The 19,537-nt window shown below is 38.8% G+C and carries 21 protein-coding genes and 1 rRNA gene; 11 read left to right on the top strand and 11 right to left on the bottom strand.

The window, feature by feature from the left end:
- Positions 1-18 precede the first annotated feature (18 nt).
- Positions 19-1,002, bottom strand: a complete 984-nt coding sequence (gene pdxA / locus JGE69_RS17835) for a 4-hydroxythreonine-4-phosphate dehydrogenase PdxA (RefSeq protein WP_199114307.1) — start codon at positions 1,000-1,002, stop codon at positions 19-21.
- A gap of 173 nt (positions 1,003-1,175) precedes the next feature.
- Between pdxA and rplM the strand changes: the two genes are divergently transcribed.
- The 9 genes from rplM to JGE69_RS17790 all read left to right on the top strand — a co-directional run bounded on the left by rplM (position 1,176) and on the right by JGE69_RS17790 (position 6,671).
- Positions 1,176-1,604 carry a 50S ribosomal protein L13 gene (rplM, locus tag JGE69_RS17830; protein WP_002117832.1) on the top strand — a complete coding sequence of 143 codons (429 nt, stop codon included), beginning with the start codon at positions 1,176-1,178 and terminating at the stop codon, positions 1,602-1,604.
- Positions 1,605-1,616: 12 nt separating this feature from the next.
- Entirely contained in the window at positions 1,617-2,003 is a 387-nt protein-coding gene (rpsI, locus tag JGE69_RS17825; RefSeq protein ID WP_002048725.1) for a 30S ribosomal protein S9, read from the top strand.
- Positions 2,004-2,177: 174 nt separating this feature from the next.
- A complete protein-coding gene (locus JGE69_RS17820) occupies positions 2,178-2,831 on the top strand; it encodes a glutathione S-transferase N-terminal domain-containing protein (protein ID WP_199114305.1) in 654 nt (217 codons plus the stop codon).
- A gap of 6 nt (positions 2,832-2,837) precedes the next feature.
- Positions 2,838-3,272: a ClpXP protease specificity-enhancing factor gene (locus JGE69_RS17815; RefSeq protein WP_199114303.1), complete on the top strand. Its 435-nt coding sequence runs from the start codon at positions 2,838-2,840 to the stop codon at positions 3,270-3,272.
- 17 nt (positions 3,273-3,289) lie between these two features.
- Positions 3,290-3,946, top strand: coding sequence for a hypothetical protein (locus tag JGE69_RS17810; RefSeq protein WP_199114301.1), 657 nt, complete (start codon positions 3,290-3,292; stop codon positions 3,944-3,946).
- Between the two features lie 336 nt (positions 3,947-4,282).
- Complete coding sequence (locus JGE69_RS17805) at positions 4,283-4,642, top strand: hypothetical protein (RefSeq protein ID WP_046813365.1); 360 nt, start codon at positions 4,283-4,285, stop codon at positions 4,640-4,642.
- 82 nt (positions 4,643-4,724) lie between these two features.
- Entirely contained in the window at positions 4,725-5,690 is a 966-nt protein-coding gene (locus tag JGE69_RS17800) for a hypothetical protein (protein WP_199114299.1), read from the top strand.
- 8 nt (positions 5,691-5,698) lie between these two features.
- Complete coding sequence (locus JGE69_RS17795) at positions 5,699-6,259, top strand: GTP-binding protein (protein WP_199114297.1); 561 nt, start codon at positions 5,699-5,701, stop codon at positions 6,257-6,259.
- Positions 6,252-6,671, top strand: coding sequence for a roadblock/LC7 domain-containing protein (locus tag JGE69_RS17790; protein ID WP_151282655.1), 420 nt, complete (start codon positions 6,252-6,254; stop codon positions 6,669-6,671). Before JGE69_RS17795 ends, JGE69_RS17790 begins: the two co-directional genes overlap by 8 nt.
- Positions 6,672-6,725: 54 nt before the next feature.
- Here JGE69_RS17790 and JGE69_RS17785 read toward each other — a convergent pair whose 3' ends face one another.
- The 6 genes from JGE69_RS17785 to JGE69_RS17760 are packed head-to-tail and all read right to left on the bottom strand — an operon-like array spanning position 6,726 to position 15,067.
- Entirely contained in the window at positions 6,726-8,666 is a 1,941-nt protein-coding gene (locus JGE69_RS17785) for an acetyl/propionyl/methylcrotonyl-CoA carboxylase subunit alpha (protein WP_199114295.1), read from the bottom strand.
- Between the two features lie 18 nt (positions 8,667-8,684).
- Positions 8,685-9,521, bottom strand: coding sequence for an enoyl-CoA hydratase/isomerase family protein (locus JGE69_RS17780; RefSeq protein ID WP_199114293.1), 837 nt, complete (start codon positions 9,519-9,521; stop codon positions 8,685-8,687).
- Between the two features lie 16 nt (positions 9,522-9,537).
- Positions 9,538-10,695: an acyl-CoA dehydrogenase family protein gene (locus JGE69_RS17775; protein WP_199114291.1), complete on the bottom strand. Its 1,158-nt coding sequence runs from the start codon at positions 10,693-10,695 to the stop codon at positions 9,538-9,540.
- Between the two features lie 42 nt (positions 10,696-10,737).
- On the bottom strand, positions 10,738-12,351 hold the full coding sequence (locus tag JGE69_RS17770; protein WP_199114289.1) for an acyl-CoA carboxylase subunit beta: 1,614 nt from the start codon (positions 12,349-12,351) through the stop codon (positions 10,738-10,740).
- 2 nt (positions 12,352-12,353) lie between these two features.
- Positions 12,354-13,241, bottom strand: a complete 888-nt coding sequence (locus tag JGE69_RS17765) for an SDR family oxidoreductase (RefSeq protein WP_199114287.1) — start codon at positions 13,239-13,241, stop codon at positions 12,354-12,356.
- 20 nt (positions 13,242-13,261) lie between these two features.
- Positions 13,262-15,067, bottom strand: a complete 1,806-nt coding sequence (locus JGE69_RS17760; protein WP_199114285.1) for an acyclic terpene utilization AtuA family protein — start codon at positions 15,065-15,067, stop codon at positions 13,262-13,264.
- 186 nt (positions 15,068-15,253) lie between these two features.
- Between JGE69_RS17760 and JGE69_RS17755 the strand changes: the two genes are divergently transcribed.
- Positions 15,254-15,853 carry a TetR/AcrR family transcriptional regulator gene (locus JGE69_RS17755; protein WP_199114283.1) on the top strand — a complete coding sequence of 200 codons (600 nt, stop codon included), beginning with the start codon at positions 15,254-15,256 and terminating at the stop codon, positions 15,851-15,853.
- 126 nt (positions 15,854-15,979) lie between these two features.
- Positions 15,980-16,816 (top strand): DUF4238 domain-containing protein, encoded by an 837-nt coding sequence (locus JGE69_RS17750; protein ID WP_199114281.1) that lies wholly within the window; start codon positions 15,980-15,982, stop codon positions 16,814-16,816.
- Positions 16,817-16,897: 81 nt separating this feature from the next.
- Here the strand turns inward: JGE69_RS17750 and JGE69_RS17745 are convergent, their stop codons facing one another.
- The 4 genes from JGE69_RS17745 to rrf all read right to left on the bottom strand — a co-directional run.
- Positions 16,898-18,061, bottom strand: a complete 1,164-nt coding sequence (locus JGE69_RS17745) for an acyl-CoA dehydrogenase family protein (protein WP_199114313.1) — start codon at positions 18,059-18,061, stop codon at positions 16,898-16,900.
- Positions 18,062-18,202: 141 nt separating this feature from the next.
- The gene (locus JGE69_RS17740; protein WP_199114279.1) at positions 18,203-18,766 is read right to left on the bottom strand and encodes a DUF4256 domain-containing protein; all 564 of its coding nucleotides are present in this window, start codon (positions 18,764-18,766) and stop codon (positions 18,203-18,205) included.
- A gap of 167 nt (positions 18,767-18,933) precedes the next feature.
- Positions 18,934-19,329, bottom strand: a complete 396-nt coding sequence (locus JGE69_RS17735; RefSeq protein WP_199114277.1) for a DUF2007 domain-containing protein — start codon at positions 19,327-19,329, stop codon at positions 18,934-18,936.
- Between the two features lie 125 nt (positions 19,330-19,454).
- A 5S ribosomal RNA gene (rrf, locus tag JGE69_RS17730) occupies positions 19,455-19,537 on the bottom strand; the annotation flags it as partial.

Below are 19,537 nucleotides of genomic sequence, written 5' to 3'. Positions count from 1 at the left end.
ATTTCCAACATGAAAAATTTAGCTCGCTGCTAAAGATAAAGCTAAATCAACAGCGACATTTAAACTTGAGCTTTTTGCCAAACCAGTCCCAGCCAAAGACAACGCTGTGCCATGGTCAACCGAAGTTCGAATGAAAGGCAAACCCAATGTAATATTGATGGCTTCACCAAACCCTTGTGATTTTAACACAGGTAAACCTTGATCATGGTACATGGCAAGTACAGCATCTGCATTTTTAAGATGTTCTGGAGTAAACAAAGTATCTGCCGGCAAGCTTAAACTCATTTTAAGCCCTTGCGCTCGATAACTTTCGAGTACCGGATTAATGGTCTCAATCTCTTCACGACCCAAATAACCATCTTCACCTGCATGAGGATTTAAGCCACACACGAGTACACGTGGGTCTGTAATCTTAAATTTAGTTTTTAAGTCATGCAGTAAAATATCAATGACCTGATGCAATCGCTCTTTGGTAATTGCATCCGCTACATCTCTTAAGGGTAAATGTGTAGTTGCTAAGGCGACACGCAAGGTTTTGGTTGCAAGCATCATTACGACACGCTCTACACCTGCAAACTCTTGATAGTATTCAGTGTGACCACTAAACAAAATACCAGCATCATTAATAACCGATTTTTGCACGGGTGCCGTGGCTACTCCAACACTTTTACCAGACATTGCATAATCTGCTGAACGACGTAGTTGTTCTAATACATAGGCTGCATTAGCTGGATTTAATTGACCATCAATAACCGCTGCTTCTAAAGGCACATGCTCTACATAGAGTTCATTCAGAGATGATGACTTAGGCTGTCCGGTATATTCTATAAATTGAATATCGATCCCAAGTTTTTGGGCACGTTGTTCTAATAAGTCTCGGTCACCCAAGATAACAACAGGGCGTTCATCAACCCGCTTAGCCAAGCTCAAACAAATATCTGGACCAATACCAGCCGGCTCACCGGAAGTGACATATAATGGCAGCACAATCACTCCAGACACATAACAAGAATTTGTTTGATTTTAACATATCTGACATTCATCAGTTTATGGATTAAATTATATGGCTTAAACTGGATTTTTCTTGTGAGTTTGGACAAACTCGTTTAGAATGCTCGCTCCTTTTGTTTGGACAGATTCCATAGTCCAAACCAACTATAATAGGTAGTGGTTTAATGAAAACTCTCAGCGCTAAGCCAGCTGAAGTTCAACATGACTGGTATGTTGTTGATGCTTCTGGCAAAACTTTAGGTCGCCTTGCGACTGAAATCGCTCGTCGTTTACGCGGTAAGCACAAAACTTCTTATACTCCTCACGTTGACACTGGCGATTACATCGTTGTGATTAATGCTGAACAAGTTCAAGTGACTGGTAAAAAATCACTTGATAAGAAATATTATCGCCATACTGGTTTCCCTGGTGGTATCCGTGAGACTAACTTCGAGAAGTTAATTGCTCACAAACCTGAAGCTGTTCTTGAAAAAGCGGTTAAAGGCATGTTACCAAAAGGTCCTCTTGGTTATGCAATGATCAAAAAAATGAAAGTGTACGCTGGTACTGAGCATCCGCATGCTGCTCAACAGCCACAAGTTTTGGACATCTAAGGGATACAGCACATGGCTACTAATTATGGTACAGGTCGCCGTAAGACCGCAACTGCACGTGTTTTCTTGTCAGCTGGTACAGGTAAACTCGTTATTAACAACCGTACTTTAGAGCAATATTTCGGTCGTGAAACTGCTCGTATGGTTGTTCGTCAACCTTTAGAACTTTTAGAAGTTACTGAAAAGTTTGACCTTTACATCACTGTTAAAGGTGGTGGTATCGGTGGTCAAGCTGGCGCGATCCGTCACGGTATTACTCGTGCGCTTATCGCTGCTGACGAAACTTTAAAACCTGTTCTACGTCAAGCTGGTTTCGTTACTCGTGATGCTCGTGAAGTTGAACGTAAGAAACTTGGTTTACGTAAAGCTCGTAAACGTCCTCAATTCTCTAAACGTTAATTCGTTTATCGAGTTGGACAAAAAGCCTTGGATTTTTCCAAGGCTTTTTTATTATAAAAATAGAGCTACCAAATGCAAACTTATAAATATAAACAAACTATCTCTTTAGAACCGTGATTTCCTAGAGCATTTTTAGTATCCTAATCGATTCACTCAACCACGTCGTCTTGTGATATGTCGGTCGAAAACACCTCTATTCAGGGGATTACCCTTTACAGTCATGCTGATGATTTCCGTTCTCACTGGATTCGTTTCTTATTAGCAGAAAAACAAATCAAATATCAATTGATCATAACTGACCATGAAGACGAAGATTTGGCCAGCTTAAATCCTTACAACCAATTACCGATGTTGGTCGAACAAAATCTTAAATTATTTTCAGCGCCTATCATCGCTGAATATTTAGATGACCGTTATCGTCAAAGTAAGCTTTATGCCGATGCTCCTATGATGCGTGCAGAACAGCGTCAGTATATCTGGAGACTTGAAAACGACTGGTTTAAGTTAGCAGATCACATGTTAAAACATGCTGACTCCCTAAATGTCGAACAAAAGCAAAAAGCTCAAAAAGAACTACGTGAAACATTAATTTCACTTACTCCCCTATTTCAGCATTTCCCGTATTTCATGTCTGAGAATTTTACAATCTTAGACTGCATGCTTGCCCCTATCTTTTTAAGATTAAATAGCATGGGAATTGATTTACCAAAACAGCACTGTCGACATATATTTTTGTACTGTAAACGTATCTTTGAACGGCCTTCTTTCGCTAAATCAATGACGCCTCAAGAGAAAAACCGTTACAATGAACTATTAAATATGGAATAGCGTGATATGTCTGAGCAAACTATTGATTTAACCCCTACACGTCCTTATCTTGCTCGTGCAATCTATGAATGGATTTGTGATAACCAGCTTACTCCTTATCTATTAGTTGATGCGACACAACCGCATACCGACGTTCCGCAACAATTTGTTAAAGATGGGCAAATTGTTCTAAATATTGTGCCGCATGCAGTTCATCAATTACTTATTACCAATGAAGCTATTACCTTTTCAGCTCGTTTTGGCGGAGCATCAAAAGACATTTATGTCCCTATTCAAGCTGTTTTAGGGATTTATGCACGAGAAAATGCACAAGGTTTATTCTTTGATCCTGAAGAATATGCCAATGTAACACCTGTAGAAAATACAGTAGAGTCAGAAGTACAAGAAGCAACTGAAACAACATCAACTAAGAAAAAACCATCGTTAAGAATTTTAGATTAAATTTAGAGGAAGAAAGCATGGCATTTGATTTAGTCCAATACTTTGCTGAGCAGATAAAAATTCAAAAGCCTCAGCTTTTAAATCAATATCCAGTTAATGAAAAAAATAAACTGATTGATGAGGTGAATATTCTTACGCTTGGAAAACTGATTAGTTTATGGCGTCAGAATGATAATAAGATTTATCAAGAAATCAAAACCTCAGATCCACTTTATATTCAAGAAGTTGCTCGTCATTTAACAACTTCTAAACATAATCAGTCGACTTTAAAAAATTCAGAACTAGAACAGAGTATTTCTGAAATTTTAACTTTGCAGTTAGCAGAACTTAATCAGCTCGATGAAACAGGTGGTTTTGGGCATAATGGCTTAAAAGAATTAATTTTAGGTCAAATTGAACACCTATCAGGTCAAGCTGAAGATTGGGTTTGGTCAACAAACCACCTAAATGAATTAATTGGTTCTAAACCTGTGGAACAAGAAGAGCTATCATTGGATACAACAATGAAGGAGTTCAACCAAATGGTTCACCAAGCCCAACCTCATCATGATGACGTGCATATTGAAGAACAAACAATCGAAACTTCAGTTCCTACATGGTCAAAGATTGTTGCCCCTCTAGTTGCTTTAGCAATTTTAGGGTATCTGTACTGTATTTATACTCAGCTTGTTTAATTTCATCATAAACATTAAAAGAGGAACAAATAGTTCCTCTTTTTTGTTTTAAAAAACATAATTTCTTAACCAATATTGTTTTAACATTCTATTACAATTATTAATTTTTGAATCAAAACTATATAATGCAAACCTTAGCACAATATTAAAATTATAATGTGCAAATCCTCTTATAATATTTTTTACAATATGACATTTTTGGTCACTTATTTACCCAAACATCAATTTTAAATTAAACCTGTTTGATTGACTTAAGTTTTGGTAGAAATATAATGATTTTTAACTACTTTTAAATAAAAAGTAGTAACTATAATTTTATAATCCTGAGAGATAAAAATGGCTAAACTTTCTTTAGATAGCTTAACTGAAATTGATGGTTTTGTTGCATCTGCACTTGTTGATTCAGAAAGTGGTTTATCACTTGCAACTCAAGGCGGTGGGGAAATTGATTTAGAATTGGCTGCTGCTGGAAATACAGAAGTCATTCGCGCAAAAAGAAACATAGCTAATGCATTGAAATTAAATGATAATATTGAGGATATTTTAATTACACTGGGTAAAGCTTATCACTTAATTCGTCCATTAGAGAGTAATAACAGCTTATTTCTTTATTTAGTACTTGATCGTACTAAAGCAAATTTGGCTATGGCTCGTCATGAGTTAAAGTCATTTGAAAAAGAGCTAGACTTCAGCTAATTGATTTAATTTATGCTCTTTATATTCATTATAAAGAGCATAGGAAATCACTACATTATTTAATAAAACTTAAAATGATACTATGGATAGTCATTGTATAAATATTGCCATTTCTGGTTTAAGCTTAAAAGTTTCAGATGAATTAAAAATATTAATCCGAAATTTAATATCCAATCAATATGGGATTAATTGGATCAACATTTCTAATAATAATATTGACTTATTAATCATTAATGAAAACTTTTTTGATGCAGATAACATTCAAAATATTCTTCAAAAGAAAAAAATTCCTTATTTAAAAATTACCAAAACGCCTTCGCAAAATGGAAATTCTATATATGAACATACTTTACACTTTCCCTTAGAAAAATCAGAACCCCTTCTATCTTGGCTACAAAAAAATGTATTAGCCTCTTTAGAATCTACTGTTATTAACTCTACCTCAGCTTCATCAAATGAAATGACTCTCATAGATGGGCATTTTATAAAAAGTTTACATAGTCAGGAAAATACCAAATTACATTTATTTGATGATAAAGGTACTCTCGCTATTATTGATAACAGGACTCAGATCGCTTGGGTAGAACCTTCTCGTCAAAAAGCCTATACCAATATGAGTTTTAATTTTGCTTTTGCCAAAACCTCGGACTTTACAAAGGTTTCGCGTAAAAAAAGTTATTATTTACAGGACTGGTTATGGAATCTGATTTGGAATTCAAACAATTTTGAAAATCTAGCCTCGAAGGATAGCTATTTTAAAATTGATCATTGGCCACAGCCCTATCAAAAAGAATATAGAAAAGTGAGCCTACAACTCTCTGCATGCTTTATACAGGGAGCAAAAATTACTGATGTGGCTAACCAGCTTAACTTATCAATTGATGATGTCTTACGCTTCGTTACAGCTTGCTTAATGGCAAATAATGGAAAATTTGTTTCTGCAAGCAAATGCACTTACACGCCAAATTCGTACTTAGAGAATTCAAATACAGAGAATCATTTTTTTAAAAATTTTATAGGGAAAATTAGACGGCGATTTGGTCTTTAAGGGAAGTTATGATTATACAGCAATATAAAATTGTCTTTGCAGGTAGCATGGGGGCAGGAAAAACAGAAGCGATTAAATCGCTATCTGAAATTCCAATTCTAGAAACAGAAGCATTCAATACAGATGTTCAAAGCCACCAGAAAACCCAGACCACTGTAGGCATTGATTATGGCGAAATTACTTTAGATGACGGAATCAAAATCGGACTCTATGGAACCCCAGGACAAAGCCGTTTTGATTTTATATGGTCGGTCATTTGTGAAGGTGCAATCGGTGTTATTTTATTATTAGATCATAATAGTTCTGATCCAATTGCCGAGTTAGAAAGCTATTTAGAAACCTTTAAAAATTATAACGACAATATTGCGATTGGTATTACTCATGTTGACGAAAATAAAGAGTCATCACTTCAACAATATCGTCACTGGATAAAAGCAAATGCACTACCATACCCTCTTTTTTTTATTGATGCACGTGAGCAAGAACAAATTTTAATGATGGTTGAATCATTAATTGCATCACTTGAAGTCAAGGTAGGCTCAACATCTCAAGGGAATGATCATGCTTAGTATCCCAACTCAAAAACGAACCGCTCCAACACAGTTACTACAACTTGCAAAAGCCGAAGCTCATAATATTTTGATGAATACGCGTGGTGTAGATTTTGTCATGATTTGCTCTTCTGATGGTTTTGAATTAGGAACAGTGAGCCACAAGAACCACCATAACACTACTAAGTTAGCAGCCGTAAGTAGCTCAATTTTGGCAATGGTCACTGCATTTTTAAAAGAGATTCAACTCACGGGCTGTAACAACATTACTTTAGATGCAGATAATGGCAAGGCCATTTTAACTGCTATTCCTGCTGTTCATCACCCGATGGTTATGGTGACGCTAAGTAATAAAGAAGTCCTTTTAGGTCAACTACTATATAGCCTAAAAAAAGCAAGTCAGACAATTGCAGAGGCCGATGGAGAATAAATCAGGACTCCTCATTTAAAGTAAAATACCGCTCATATAGAGCGGTATTTTTTACTAGATTTGAATAGTAAATAACATCTGCCGTTTTTTTACTTGCTGCCCTTGCTGACCTAAAACATCATCAACCACTCCATCCACATCCGATTTAATCTGCTGTTGGATTTTCATGGCTTCAAGCACTAATAAAGTTTGGCCTTTTATGACTTGATCACCTTTATTGACCAAGATATTTACTACCGCACCATCCATCGGAGCACGAATTTTGCCATCACCAGCCACATCAGCTATCTCTGGGGCGGCATAAGTTACGTTGCGAATTGCAACATTACCATTATCTCTATCTAGATAAAGCTGATCGCCATCCAATACATATTGCACACGGTGACGCACGCCATCCAACAGATAGATTAATTGTTCCGCTGTTTTTTCAACAACCTCAATACTTACAATTTGCTCACAGAGCTCTACCGTAAACCTGTTATTTACAGATGAAAGCTGCAATTGAACTTGCTGATCATCATATTTAAGCTTTAATGGTAATGGCACACCTAGACCAGTTTGCCACACCGCAGTACCTGTACTTTGACTAAAGAATGCAGCAGCAATGGCTAAGGTTTCTAAAGATAGAACCTGCTTATGTAGACTGCTGTCATTTTGAAAATGCTGTTGAATGAATGCGGTATTGGTATCCCCTGCAACCACGACTGGATGTCGCAGTAAATTGACCAAAAACTGCTTATTACTATTTACACCTAGCAACACACAGTCATCAACTGCACGCGCCAGTAAGCGAATCGCATCCTCACGGGTTTTCCCATATGCGATCACCTTCGCCACCATCGGGTCATAAAATGGGCTAACCTCATCCGTTGCCAACATGCCATGATCAATCCGTACATTTGGCAAAGTTGCTGGCTGCCAACGCAGAACTTGTCCTGTTTGGGGTAAGAAATCTTGCCGTGGATCTTCTGCATACAAACGTACTTCAATAGCATGTCCGTTTAAAGTCAATTCATGTTGTTTTAAAGGTAACTTTTCACCATTGGCAACACGCAACTGCCATTCAACCAAGTCTAATCCAGTAATAAGCTCAGTCACAGGATGTTCTACCTGTAAGCGGGTATTCATTTCCAAAAAATAAAATGCACCCGATGCATCAAGTAAAAATTCAACCGTTCCCGCACCGACATAAGCACATGCTTTTGCTGCGGCTACAGCAGCCTCACCCATTTGCTGGCGTAGTTCAGGCGTCATCACCGGACACGGCGCTTCTTCAACAACTTTCTGATGACGACGCTGGATCGAACAATCACGCTCAAACAAATACACGTAATTGCCATGTGTATCCCCAAAAACCTGAATCTCGACATGGCGCGGAGCAATGACAGCTTTTTCTAAAATAAGCTCACCTGAACCAAAAGCATTTTCAGCTTCTGAACGTGCGGTTTGTAATGCCTCAAACAACTCGGATGCTTGCTGTACCAAACGCATGCCACGACCGCCACCACCCGCAGAAGCTTTGACCATAATTGGAAAGCCAATCTGCTCAGCTTGAGTTGCTAAATATTCAAGGTCTTGTCGGTCACCTTCATACCCCGGCACACAAGGAACGCCCGCCTCAATCATGGCGATTTTTGAAAGGCGTTTACTGCCCATTAACTCAATTGCAGAAGCGGTAGGCCCAATAAATGTAATCTGGTTGTCGATACATGCCTGAGCAAAATCAGTATTTTCTGACAAAAAACCATAGCCAGGGTGAACTGCATCAGCACCTGTCTTTTTGCATGCATCTATTATCTTGGTAATTGAAAGATATGACTCAGATACTTTTGAAGCGCCAATATAGACAGCTTCAACGGCCTCTTGCACATGGCGAGCATGACGGTCTGCATCGGAATAAACTGCGACAGTTTGATAGCCCATTGCCTTAGCAGTTTGCATGACTCGAACTGCAATTTCACCACGATTGGCAATCAGTACTTTTGAAAATTTCATTATTTTTATTCCTATCGCTTATGATTCATCGGTCCAATTCGGCAACCGTTTCTGAATAAAAGCCATCGTTCCTTCTTGTCCCTCGGTACCACCAACTGCTTGAGCAAACTGCTGTGCAGCATCATCTAATAAATCACTCAAAGGCTCATTGAGCGCTCGATGTAACAGTGCTTTAGTCACGCGGGAAGCCTTGGGTGCGGCACGTTTAATGTGTTGAATTGTTTCTTGTAAAGCTTGCTCAAGTTCAATTTCATTATGTGCAATTTGATGAACCACACCGACACTCAGTGCCGTATGTCCTTCAAAACGCATGCCGAGTAAAGCAAGTCGGCGTGCCTGAGTCAGGCCAATACGTTTCACCACAAAAGGAGCAATTTGCGCAGGAATTACGCCTAGCCCCGTTTCAGGTAAACCAAACTGGGTATTGTCACGGCTAATGGCAACATCGGAAACACATGCCAGACCAAATCCCCCACCTAACACCGCACCCTCTAAAATCACCACAACCGTTTGCGGTGCAGCTTCAACTTGCTCAAGCATGGCACCAAAATGGCGATTAAAATCAGCATAAGGTTGCAAGGTACCGACATTGGTCGCTTCAATTCGTAAAGCAGCCATATCTTTAATGTCACCACCTGCACAAAAAGTCCCGCCTTCGCCACGGATAATCACCGCACGAATCGAAAGGTCACCGCGAATAGTAGCAAAAACTTGTTGAATGGCATTTACCATATTCAAGTTCATGGCATTACGGCTCTCTGGTCGATTTAACCAAAGGTATAAAATACTGCTGTCTTGTTCTAATTGAATGCTGTCATCAAGATCTAAAGCTTGTAAAGATGTCGAAAGTGTCATGGTGTATTCCTTATTTTTATTTCTGCTTTTTAGGCAGAATGTCCATCAACTTACAGATAATCCCCAACATAATCTCATCTGCCCCGCCCCCAATAGACCCTAGGCGGCCATCACGATACAGCTGCGACGCAGGGTTATCCCACATGAAGCCATTGCCGCCCCAGTATTGCAGACAACTATCAGCAACTTCACGAGTTAAACGTCCAGCTTTGAGCTTTGCCATAGACGCCAACATCGTTACATCTTCGCCTGCAATATGCTGTTCGCACGCTTGATAAGTTAACGCTTTGAGTGCTTCCACTTCGGTCATGAGTTCAGCAAAACGGAAATGAATATATTGGTTATTAATGAGTGGCTGACCAAAAGTAGTACGTTCTTTGGTGTAATTAATCGTTTGCTGAATACAATGCTGCAACCCACCAATGGCATTGGCACAAGCCCATAGGCGCTCTTCCTGAAATTGCATCATTTGCATCATAAAACCCATACCTTCAACACCCACCAAGTTACGCTGAGGTACACGTACATTGTCTAAATAAACTTGTGCTGTGGTTGTTGAACGCATCCCTAATTTATTAAGTGGCTCTGAAAAACTAATCCCTTTAGTTTTTGCTGGCACAATAATCATCGACTTGTTGACGTGAGGTTTATCGTCAGATGTGTTGGCTAAAAGACAAAAGAAGTCGGCCTGCAATGAGTTTGTAATCCACATTTTGCTGCCGTTAATGACATAGTCATCGCCATCTTTTTTTGCTGTTGTTTTAATAGCAGCAACATCCGAACCTGCATGCACTTCTGATACTGCAATCGATGCCACATATTCCCCAGCAATGGCTGGTGTTAAAAACTCATCACGTAACTCTTTACTACCAAAACGTGCCAAAGCAGGTGTTGCCATGTCCGTTTGTACACCAATAGCTAAAGGCACCCCGCCACAAGCTGCATAGCCAATTTCTTCTGCAACTACAAGGTTATAAGAATAATCTAACGCTAAACCGCAATTTTCCTCAGGCTTACAAATCCCCAATAAACCAAGATCACCCATCTTTTTAAATACATCGTGGATTGGGAAACGTCCCGCAGCTTCCCATTCTGGAATATGTGGATTCAGCTCATTTTGAACAAATTGACGAGCTGTACGGCGTAATGCTTCATGTTCGGCAGTAAATTTCATTGCGTTATTCCTATTAATTTTTTTAATTGCGGTAAAGGTTGATTAAAAACGGGACACACCAAAACGAGTTGAATTTAGCTCTCGTTGCTGTGCTTCATAAATGGTTTGTAAAAGGAAAATTAATAATTTTCGGGTATCTCGGGGATCAATAATGCCATCGTCATGTAGCATGGCCGTATTGAAAAGCGCGGTAGATTGTTGTTCCAATTTCATGGCCGTGCTTTGCTCAAGAAAATCGAGCATTTGCGGATTCGGTTCCTGACCGGAAGCTTTTTGTTTTCCTTCAGCCACAATGCGTAGCACTTTTCCGGCTTGAGCAGCACCCATTACGGCAACATGCGAATTTGGCCAAGCAAAAATAAAGTCTGGTGATAGGCTTCGACCACACATCGCGTAGTTGCCAGCACCATACGACCCTGCCACAACAATTGAAATTTTAGGTACAGTACAATTGGCAACCGCTTGAATCAGTTTTGAGCCATGCTTAATAATGCCATTTTGCTCGGCATCGGTTCCCACCATAAAGCCAGTAGTGTTATGTAAGAATAATAACGGACGGTTGGTCTGTTCACATAAGTGAATAAACTGAGCTGCTTTCGCTGCTCCTTGAGGGGTAATCGGACCATTATTGGTAATAATACCGATATGCAAACCACCAACTTTTGCCCAGCCACATACCGTTAAATCATCATATTCCTGCTTAAATTCTAGAAAATCTGAATCGTCAATAATGCGGGCAACCACTTCTTTCATATCAAATGGTTGTTTAGGATCACTTGGAATAACACCCAACAGTTCCTCGGTATCGTAACGAGGCTCTTTATAATTCACATCAACTGGTTTGATTTGCTCTTTCCAATTCAGGTGTTCAAAAATTTCACGTGCAAGTCGAATCCCATCGGCATCATTTTCTGCTAAGTATTCTGCTGTTCCTGCAACCTGTGCATGCATTTCTGCTCCGCCCAACTCTTCAGCTGTTGCAACTTCACCAGTCGCAGCTAATAGTAAAGGTGGCCCTGCAAGAAGCATTTCGGTTTGCTTACGTACAGCAATGACATAATCCGAAAGACCTGGTTGATAAGCTCCTCCTGCCGTTGCATTCCCATGTACCACTGCAAGTTGTGGAATACCTGCCGCAGACAAACGTGCCTGATTCGCAAAAGTCATACCACCATAGGTAAATACTTCAGCTGCATAATTTAAGTTAGCACCGCCACTTTCGGTCAGCGTAATCAGCGGGAGTTTTTGTTCTAAGGCAATTTTTTGCAAACGCAAAGTTTTCTGTACGCTCATAGGAGACATGGTCCCCCCTTTAATCGCACTATTACTTGCAGAGACCAGACAACGCACACCACTGACAAAACCAATCCCAGCAATTACACCACCACCAGCTTCGGAGCCATCCTTGTCATCATGCATGTTGTAGCCAACCAAACCACAAAGCTCAACGAAAGGTGAATCAGCATCGAGCAATAACCGTACACGCTCATGCGGCAGAATCTTGCCCTTTTTATCGAATTTCGGTTTAGCAGCATACGATTTATCAATGCTTTTTTGCTGAATTGCACGGACTTCACTCAGCTGAGTAAGCAGTGCCTCTTTATTCTTTTGATACTGTTCACTACCAACAGTAATTTCGGATTGGAGAATAGTCACTGTTACTCCTCCTCAGCCTCAGTCTTTTTCTGAAAAATTTCAGGAATAAACGCGCGATGGAAACCATTATAAGACTGATTATTTGTCGCATCAGCTAGTGGATACATGCGTGTTCCTTGCGATGCAGCGCCATCAATACGCAAAGTTACACCTGAAACAAAAGCCGCAGCATCAGACAGTAAATAACAAATCGCCGATGACACTTCTGACTCAGTCCCCATACGTTTTAACGGTACATTGCCAGCAAGACTTGGAATAATTACTTTGGCAAAATCACCGCTATAATTATCCATACCAGATGATACAATCCACCCTGGTGCAACCGCATTTACACGAACACCAGATTTGCCCCACTCAACCGATGCTGTTTTAGTTAAGTTATCAACCCCTGAACGCGCAGCACCAGAATGTCCCATTCCCGGCATGCCACCCCACATATCAGCAGTCATATTGACAATACTGCCACCATGTTTAGCCATCCATTGGTTATAAGCTTCACGCATTAAATAGAAAGTTGCGTGTAAATTATTACGCACGACTGCATCGAAACCATTCGCCGAAATATTCTCTAAAGCTGAGGGGAACTGCCCGCCTGCATTATTTACCAAACCATCGAGTTTGCCGAATTTCTCAATCACTTCGGCAATCATATTTTTCACTTGTTCTTCTTCACGGTTATCACAAACAATGAAATGAACTAACCCCCCATCTTCTATAATTTCTTGGCTTACTTTCTCTAATTTTTCAATTTTGCGTCCTGTAATCACTACTTGTGCACCCAAAGCGGCAAGTTCATGTGCCGTACAGCGTCCAATTCCTGAGCCACCACCTGTCACAATAATGACTTTATTGGCGAAAGCATCTGGTCTAAATATTGATTGATAACTCATCTTTGTTTCATCCATTCATTTTATTTTTCTAAAAGATGTGCCGGAACTTTTACAGGCATATCCAATAATTGTTGTGCAAATGCTTTTCCTTGCGGATCGATTCGCAGGCTTGCAACGCCACCCCCACCCAAGGCATTTTCCAACATGAAATTCAGTGCATTTAAACCTGGTAATTCATAACGAATTACACGTCCCTTTTCAGCATCCAAAACATGTTGCATATAGCTTGCAACAGCTTGTTCAGTCAGTGCTGCACGAATCCACGGTAAATATTCTGCTTTACGCGCAATCACGCCAATATTGCTATGATTGCCTTTATCACCACTGCGGGCATGCGCAATTTCAATCAAAGGAACTTCAATTTCATTCCCTTGATAAACCGCACTTTCACCCGCTGCTAAAGTATTGAATTGCTCTGTAGAAGTGTCCCGAGGAATCTCAACCGGATAGCGGTTCCCATCAAAATCGATTTCGATATTAATTTGATTTTTATCAATTAAAAATGAAAATAACTTAATCACTGGAGATGCTTTTGGCCGCCCACCAACAATACCTGCCAAAGCTGGAGCCATACCTGTTGAAGCCTGTGCAATTTCAGATGCAAAGAACATACACGCTTCTTTAAACATTTGTTTTACAGCTATTTTGACCACAACTTCACGGCTATTTAATGTTTGGGCATGTGCTCCATAGGTACTTTCAATACCTAAGATTTCAACCGACTTTTCACTAAATGGCGGCACCGAACGCATTGCTAAAACACGCTCACACTTCGTCAAAATCGCATCGGCAATGACTTGTGCTTTTTGTGGTGCCTCACGTCCTGCAATTAAAAAACTCACTAAAACCCGATAACCATCAGGATAGGTCGCACTCACTTTATATTGTGCAGTCGGTGCTTGTCCTTTTGCCCCCGTCACACGAACTCGATGCTCTCCGATTTGTTCTAAATGCACCTGAGTGAAATCAGCAATTACATCGGGTAGTAAATACGCTTGAGGATTACCAATTTCATAAACAATTTGCTCTGCAACAGTAGCATTAGAAACCAGACCACCTGTACCTTGAGGCTTAGTTACAACAAATGAGCCATCTTCACTCACTTCAACCACTGGAAACCCCATGTTGTCGAAGCCCGGCACCAATTGCCAATCGGTAAAATTACCACCTGTACATTGCGCACCACATTCAATCACATGACCTGCCAAGGAACCTTGTGCCAATTTGTCATAGTCATCTAAAGACCATTGATATTCATGAAGTAAAGGGGCAAGCACCACTGCCGAATCAACAACACGACCAGTAATCACGATATCTGCGCCTAAATTCAAAGCATCGCGAATAGCCACCGCACCTAAATAAGCATTACTGCTCGCCACCTGTTCTGGCAAAGCTTCACCGCTAAACATTTCCTGAATATTTTGCTGCTTAAGTTGCTCATGTTTTGGCAAAAGATCATCGCCTAATATCACAGCCACTTTCAGATCTAGGCCATATTCTTTAATTATTTTTTGCAAGGCATCCCGACAAGCTAATGGATTAACACCACCCGCATTACTAATCACTTTAATCTTTTTTTCAGCAATTTTTTTTAGTAAGGGTGCCATGACTCGACTGACAAAATCTAAAGCGTAACCATGTTTCGGTTCTACCATCTTCGCTTTTGCCATAATCGACATGGTAATCTCGGACAAATAATCAAAAACCAAATAATTAATATCGGTCAAATGCACTAACTGAAAAGCGGCAGTATTGGTATCTCCCCAAAACCCAGAGGCACAACCTATTTTCACGACACGCTCATCATCCTGTTGATTACTTGCCATCTTATTTCTCATTATTTTGTTTAAAAATTACACTCAACATTACCAAGCAAGCGCTTGGTTTGTAAAGAGCAAAATGTTATTGTGAAATTGACCAAAACTGCCAAACTCGACAGCTCAGCTAAAACATGATGAGATTTGGCAAACTTTTCTGTTAAGTATTTTTTATATAAAGGATCCGGCTTTCGCATGATTGCTACTTCAATTGAACAGATTCCAAATATTTCTTGCTTTGACGATAGCCCACGTGGTCGTTTATTACGGGGGGCTGCCTATCTATTTCACAAACAAGGCTATGATAAAACCACCGTACGCGAACTTGCTCAATTTATTGGAATCCAGTCGGGAAGCTTATTCCACCACTTTAAAAGTAAAGATGACATCCTCGCTCACGTGATGGAGGAAACCATTATTTACAATCTTGCTCGTTTACAAGATGCGGCAGCTCAATCTACCGATCCAGAACAACAACTCCGTGCTCTTATTAAATCTGAACTCATTTCAATTACTGGAGATACAGGTGCAGCCATGGCTGTTTTGGTTTATGAGTGGTTTGCCCTATCAAAAGAAAAACAAGATTATCTTTTAAAAATGCGTAATGAATATGAGCAAATCTGGTTAGATATTATTGAAAAATTACGTACTCAAGGCAAAGTAAAGCATGATGCCTTTATTTGGCGGAGATTAGTTGGTGGCGCAATTTCATGGACCGTCACTTGGTATAAAGCTGAGGGTAAAGTCAAAATTGATGAGTTAAATGAAATGGTTTGGGAGATGGCTTTAAAATGAGTTCTGTAATATCTTAGAATTTGAGGAAAAATATGGAAAGAACATGAACGTTGGGCAATTTTAAATGAAGAACGGATAGACAAATAAAATCATTACAATCAATTTTTTTGAATCTTAAAGGTATCTATGGGAAGAAAATCAAAACACCACTATATTCCTAAATGTTATTTAAAAGAATTTACTAAGGATAGAAAAACTACATCATTATTTTGGTGTATTCCAAACAATAACACCAAATCTTTTCAAACAAGTCCAAATGACTCATGTGCCCAACGTGACTATTATACAATAGGCCATATAGATCCATTAATTATTGAAGATTTCTATGCAAATCAAGTTGAACCTAAAATCAGCCTCGCCATTAATTACATAAATAAATATGCGTCAATCCCACAAAGAAATGAAAGACAAAACCTAGTTTTACTTATGGCTGCTTTGTATTTACGAGTACCATTTTTTCGACAACTAGTCCAAAAACCTTTAGAGCAAATGAAAGAAGTTATTACGAGTATGGAAAAAGATGTCTCCATATCTAATAAGGATGAATTCAATTTTAATCAAACAGATCTGATTAGAATTGAAACAAAACTTCTTAGTAGAATACAAAACTATCTAACAACTAAATATTTCCAGTTATTTGTCATCAATGAGCCAGATTTATATATTATTATTAGTGACAATCCATTTGTATTAACTCATCCACTGGAAGATGAGCAAAACTTTTCTTTCGGGCTGAATACGCCCAATATTGAAATATTAATACCTATAACTAAAAAAGCTTTTATAATTGCTAAGAATGAGCCTTGTAACGAAATCAGTTTCATCGCTGATAAGAAGTTAGTGGCTTTAGTGAATACTAAACTCTTATTAAATTCTCATAAATATATTTATAGTTGTGACGATAAAATTTTATTGTTAGATAGTGAATTGAAAGTCTATGAACACCATATTCAATCAGGATAAAACTTAACAAATCGTCAAGTACTAACAATAATACTTGACGATCTAAAGAAAAATTTAGGCGCTAAATAAAACATAATACAATCAATACCTTAACTGTTTACTAATTAAATCTTTCATAATTTCTTCAGCACCACCGCCTATCATATTGACTTTCACTTCACGGTAAATACGTTCCGACTTGGTACCTCGCATAAACCCCATACCACCTAATGTTTGTACAGCTGCATCAGCACAAAATTGCATAGTGCGAGTCGCAACATTTTTCAGCATCGAAATTTGCGCTACTAACTCAGGTCCTTGTAGTTTTGGCTGAGTCATTTTCCATGCAGTTTCTTCAAGCAATGCCCGTGTTGAGGTTAATTGCGTTGCCATATCTACCAATTTATGACGAACCACTTGATGATCAATTAATCTCTTACCAAAAGTTTTTCGTTGTTGTGCCCAATCTAAAGCTTCTTCATAACAGACTAATGCATACCCATAAGCGACTACTCCCAAGAAGAACCGCTCCATATTAAAGTTATTCATAATAACTTTAAAACCAGCGTTTTCTTTGCCGAGCAGATTTGATGCAGGTACTCGTACTTGATCAAAATGCAAATGCGCCGTATCAGAAGCCCACCATCCCATTTTCTTTAAAGGTGTTTTAGTAATTCCTTCACTGTGCGCATCAACGAGCAACATTGAAATACCTTCAGCTCCTGTTTTAGTTGGGTCTGTACGCACTGCAACTGTATAGTAATCTGCACGAATTCCCGATGTGATAAACGTCTTTTCACCCGAGACAATGTAGTAATCACCATCACAAATAGCTTTAGTCTGCAATGCAGCGACATCCGAGCCACCACCAGGCTCTGTAATAGCTAAAGCAGAAATTTTTTCACCGGAAATAATACCTGGCAGGACTCTAGCCTTTAACTCCTCACTTCCAAAATGCTGAATGGGAGGGGCGCCAATTGTGTGTACCATGAGTGAGGTATGTACGCCGCCAGAACCTGCCTTTGCCATTTCAATACCAGCCAGTAATGAATAAAATGGATCTGCATCAAGAATACCACCATATTCTTCTGGAAAACCTAAACCTAATAGACCAATTTCAGCAGCCTTTCTATAAAGCTCTCTAGGAAATGTCTCAGCCTCATCCCACTCATTAACAAAAGGTGCCATTTCTTTTTGTACAAATCGACGAACATTATCAGCAAAAGCAATATGTTGTTCATTATAGTAAATTGGGTTTGGTTGCATTTCTACAGATGTCCTGATGTTTTTATTTAATTCCAGAACATATCTTGTCATGTTTGCCATCAATCAAAAGTTGCAAGAATCTCCATTTTCTTGGCATAAAACATCAAAGCCTCTTCTTTTTATTCAAATACAATGCAATACCTATACTCTTAAGCAACAACGGAAACCACGGGCAGCATAATAAGACTGCCCTCCATTATGGTAAATAAAGACACGACCATATCGACGATCAGCAAAAAGTGCTCCATCTAGTTTACGAATTTCATTTGGGGTTTTGAGCCAACTTGATGTTTTAAGATCAAACTCTTCAATTTCTTGTAATTGGTAATATTGCTCTTCTGTTAAAAGTTCAACTCCCATTTCCTTAGCTACATCTATTGCGCTATTTTTAGGAGGATGATCTTTTCTAGATTCTAGGGCCTCACGATCATAACAAAGGCTTCTACGACCTTTCGGTGTCTCAAGAGAGCAATCTACAAATAGATATTCGTCTTTCTGCTGATCATAAGCAATAACATCAGGTTCTCCTCCTGTATTTTCCATTTCCTGCAATGACCAAAGTTTATCAGGGACCTTAATTAGTTTATTTTGCACATCCAACCAATTCATTTCTGTATGACGATGTGTATTTTTTTCAAATCTATTCTTTAATAATTCAAGGAGTAACTCTATTTGCTTTTGAGTTAGCTGTTTTTTATCTACCATTAAATAAGTCCTTATATTTATTAAATTGAATGGCCATCAAAATAATTTATTTTCTTTAATATCTAGGGCTTCTCTGCCTCGAACATTAATTACAAAGATAGAACTAAATCCAATATTTCTACATTAGGTTCCATAATTAAGATAATTAATAATCGTTTACTATATATTTAATTCCAAAAGTGTCCACAACGCTTACATCTATTACCATTTTTAAAAGAAAATAAAGGTAGGCCGAAAAACATAAACGCTAAAAAGGCAGATTTTTTTCCTTTAGTATTAACTTCTATATCCAAACCTCCACACTCAGGGCAACATTCTTTACTCTCCCCAAACTTTTGTTCAAGCTCATCACTAAAGTCTTTTTCAAGAAATGAATTCGCTTCATCAACATAGTTTTCTGGAACTAATAAACGAACCCCACCTAAAGCATTAGAATAAAACCAATCCATATTAATTGTATGCTCATTTTCAATATAAACAGGAATTTCAAATACTTCTAGTTGAGTCTTTGCAATTTGTGCCTCATAAGGAAACGAGAAAGTTTTAACTACGATCCATTGCATATTAAATTTCTAATTATGTAAATAATTTTAGAGTAGCTTAATTTTATATTTATTTCCCACACATATATTTTTTATCACAATAAAAAACACCCCCATTCGTTAGAACGGGGGTGTTTAGAATAATGAGCTGGCGATGACTTACTCTCACATGGGTAACCCCACACTACCATCAGCGCTAAGAGGTTTCACTTCTGAGTTCGGGAAGGGA

This window comes from Acinetobacter sp. C13 (assembly GCF_016809775.1).
In the GTDB taxonomy this organism is placed as follows: Bacteria; Pseudomonadota; Gammaproteobacteria; order Pseudomonadales; family Moraxellaceae; genus Acinetobacter; species Acinetobacter pittii.
Note: the sequence above shows the minus strand (reverse complement) of the source record. Positions and strands in the feature narration are given on the sequence as shown.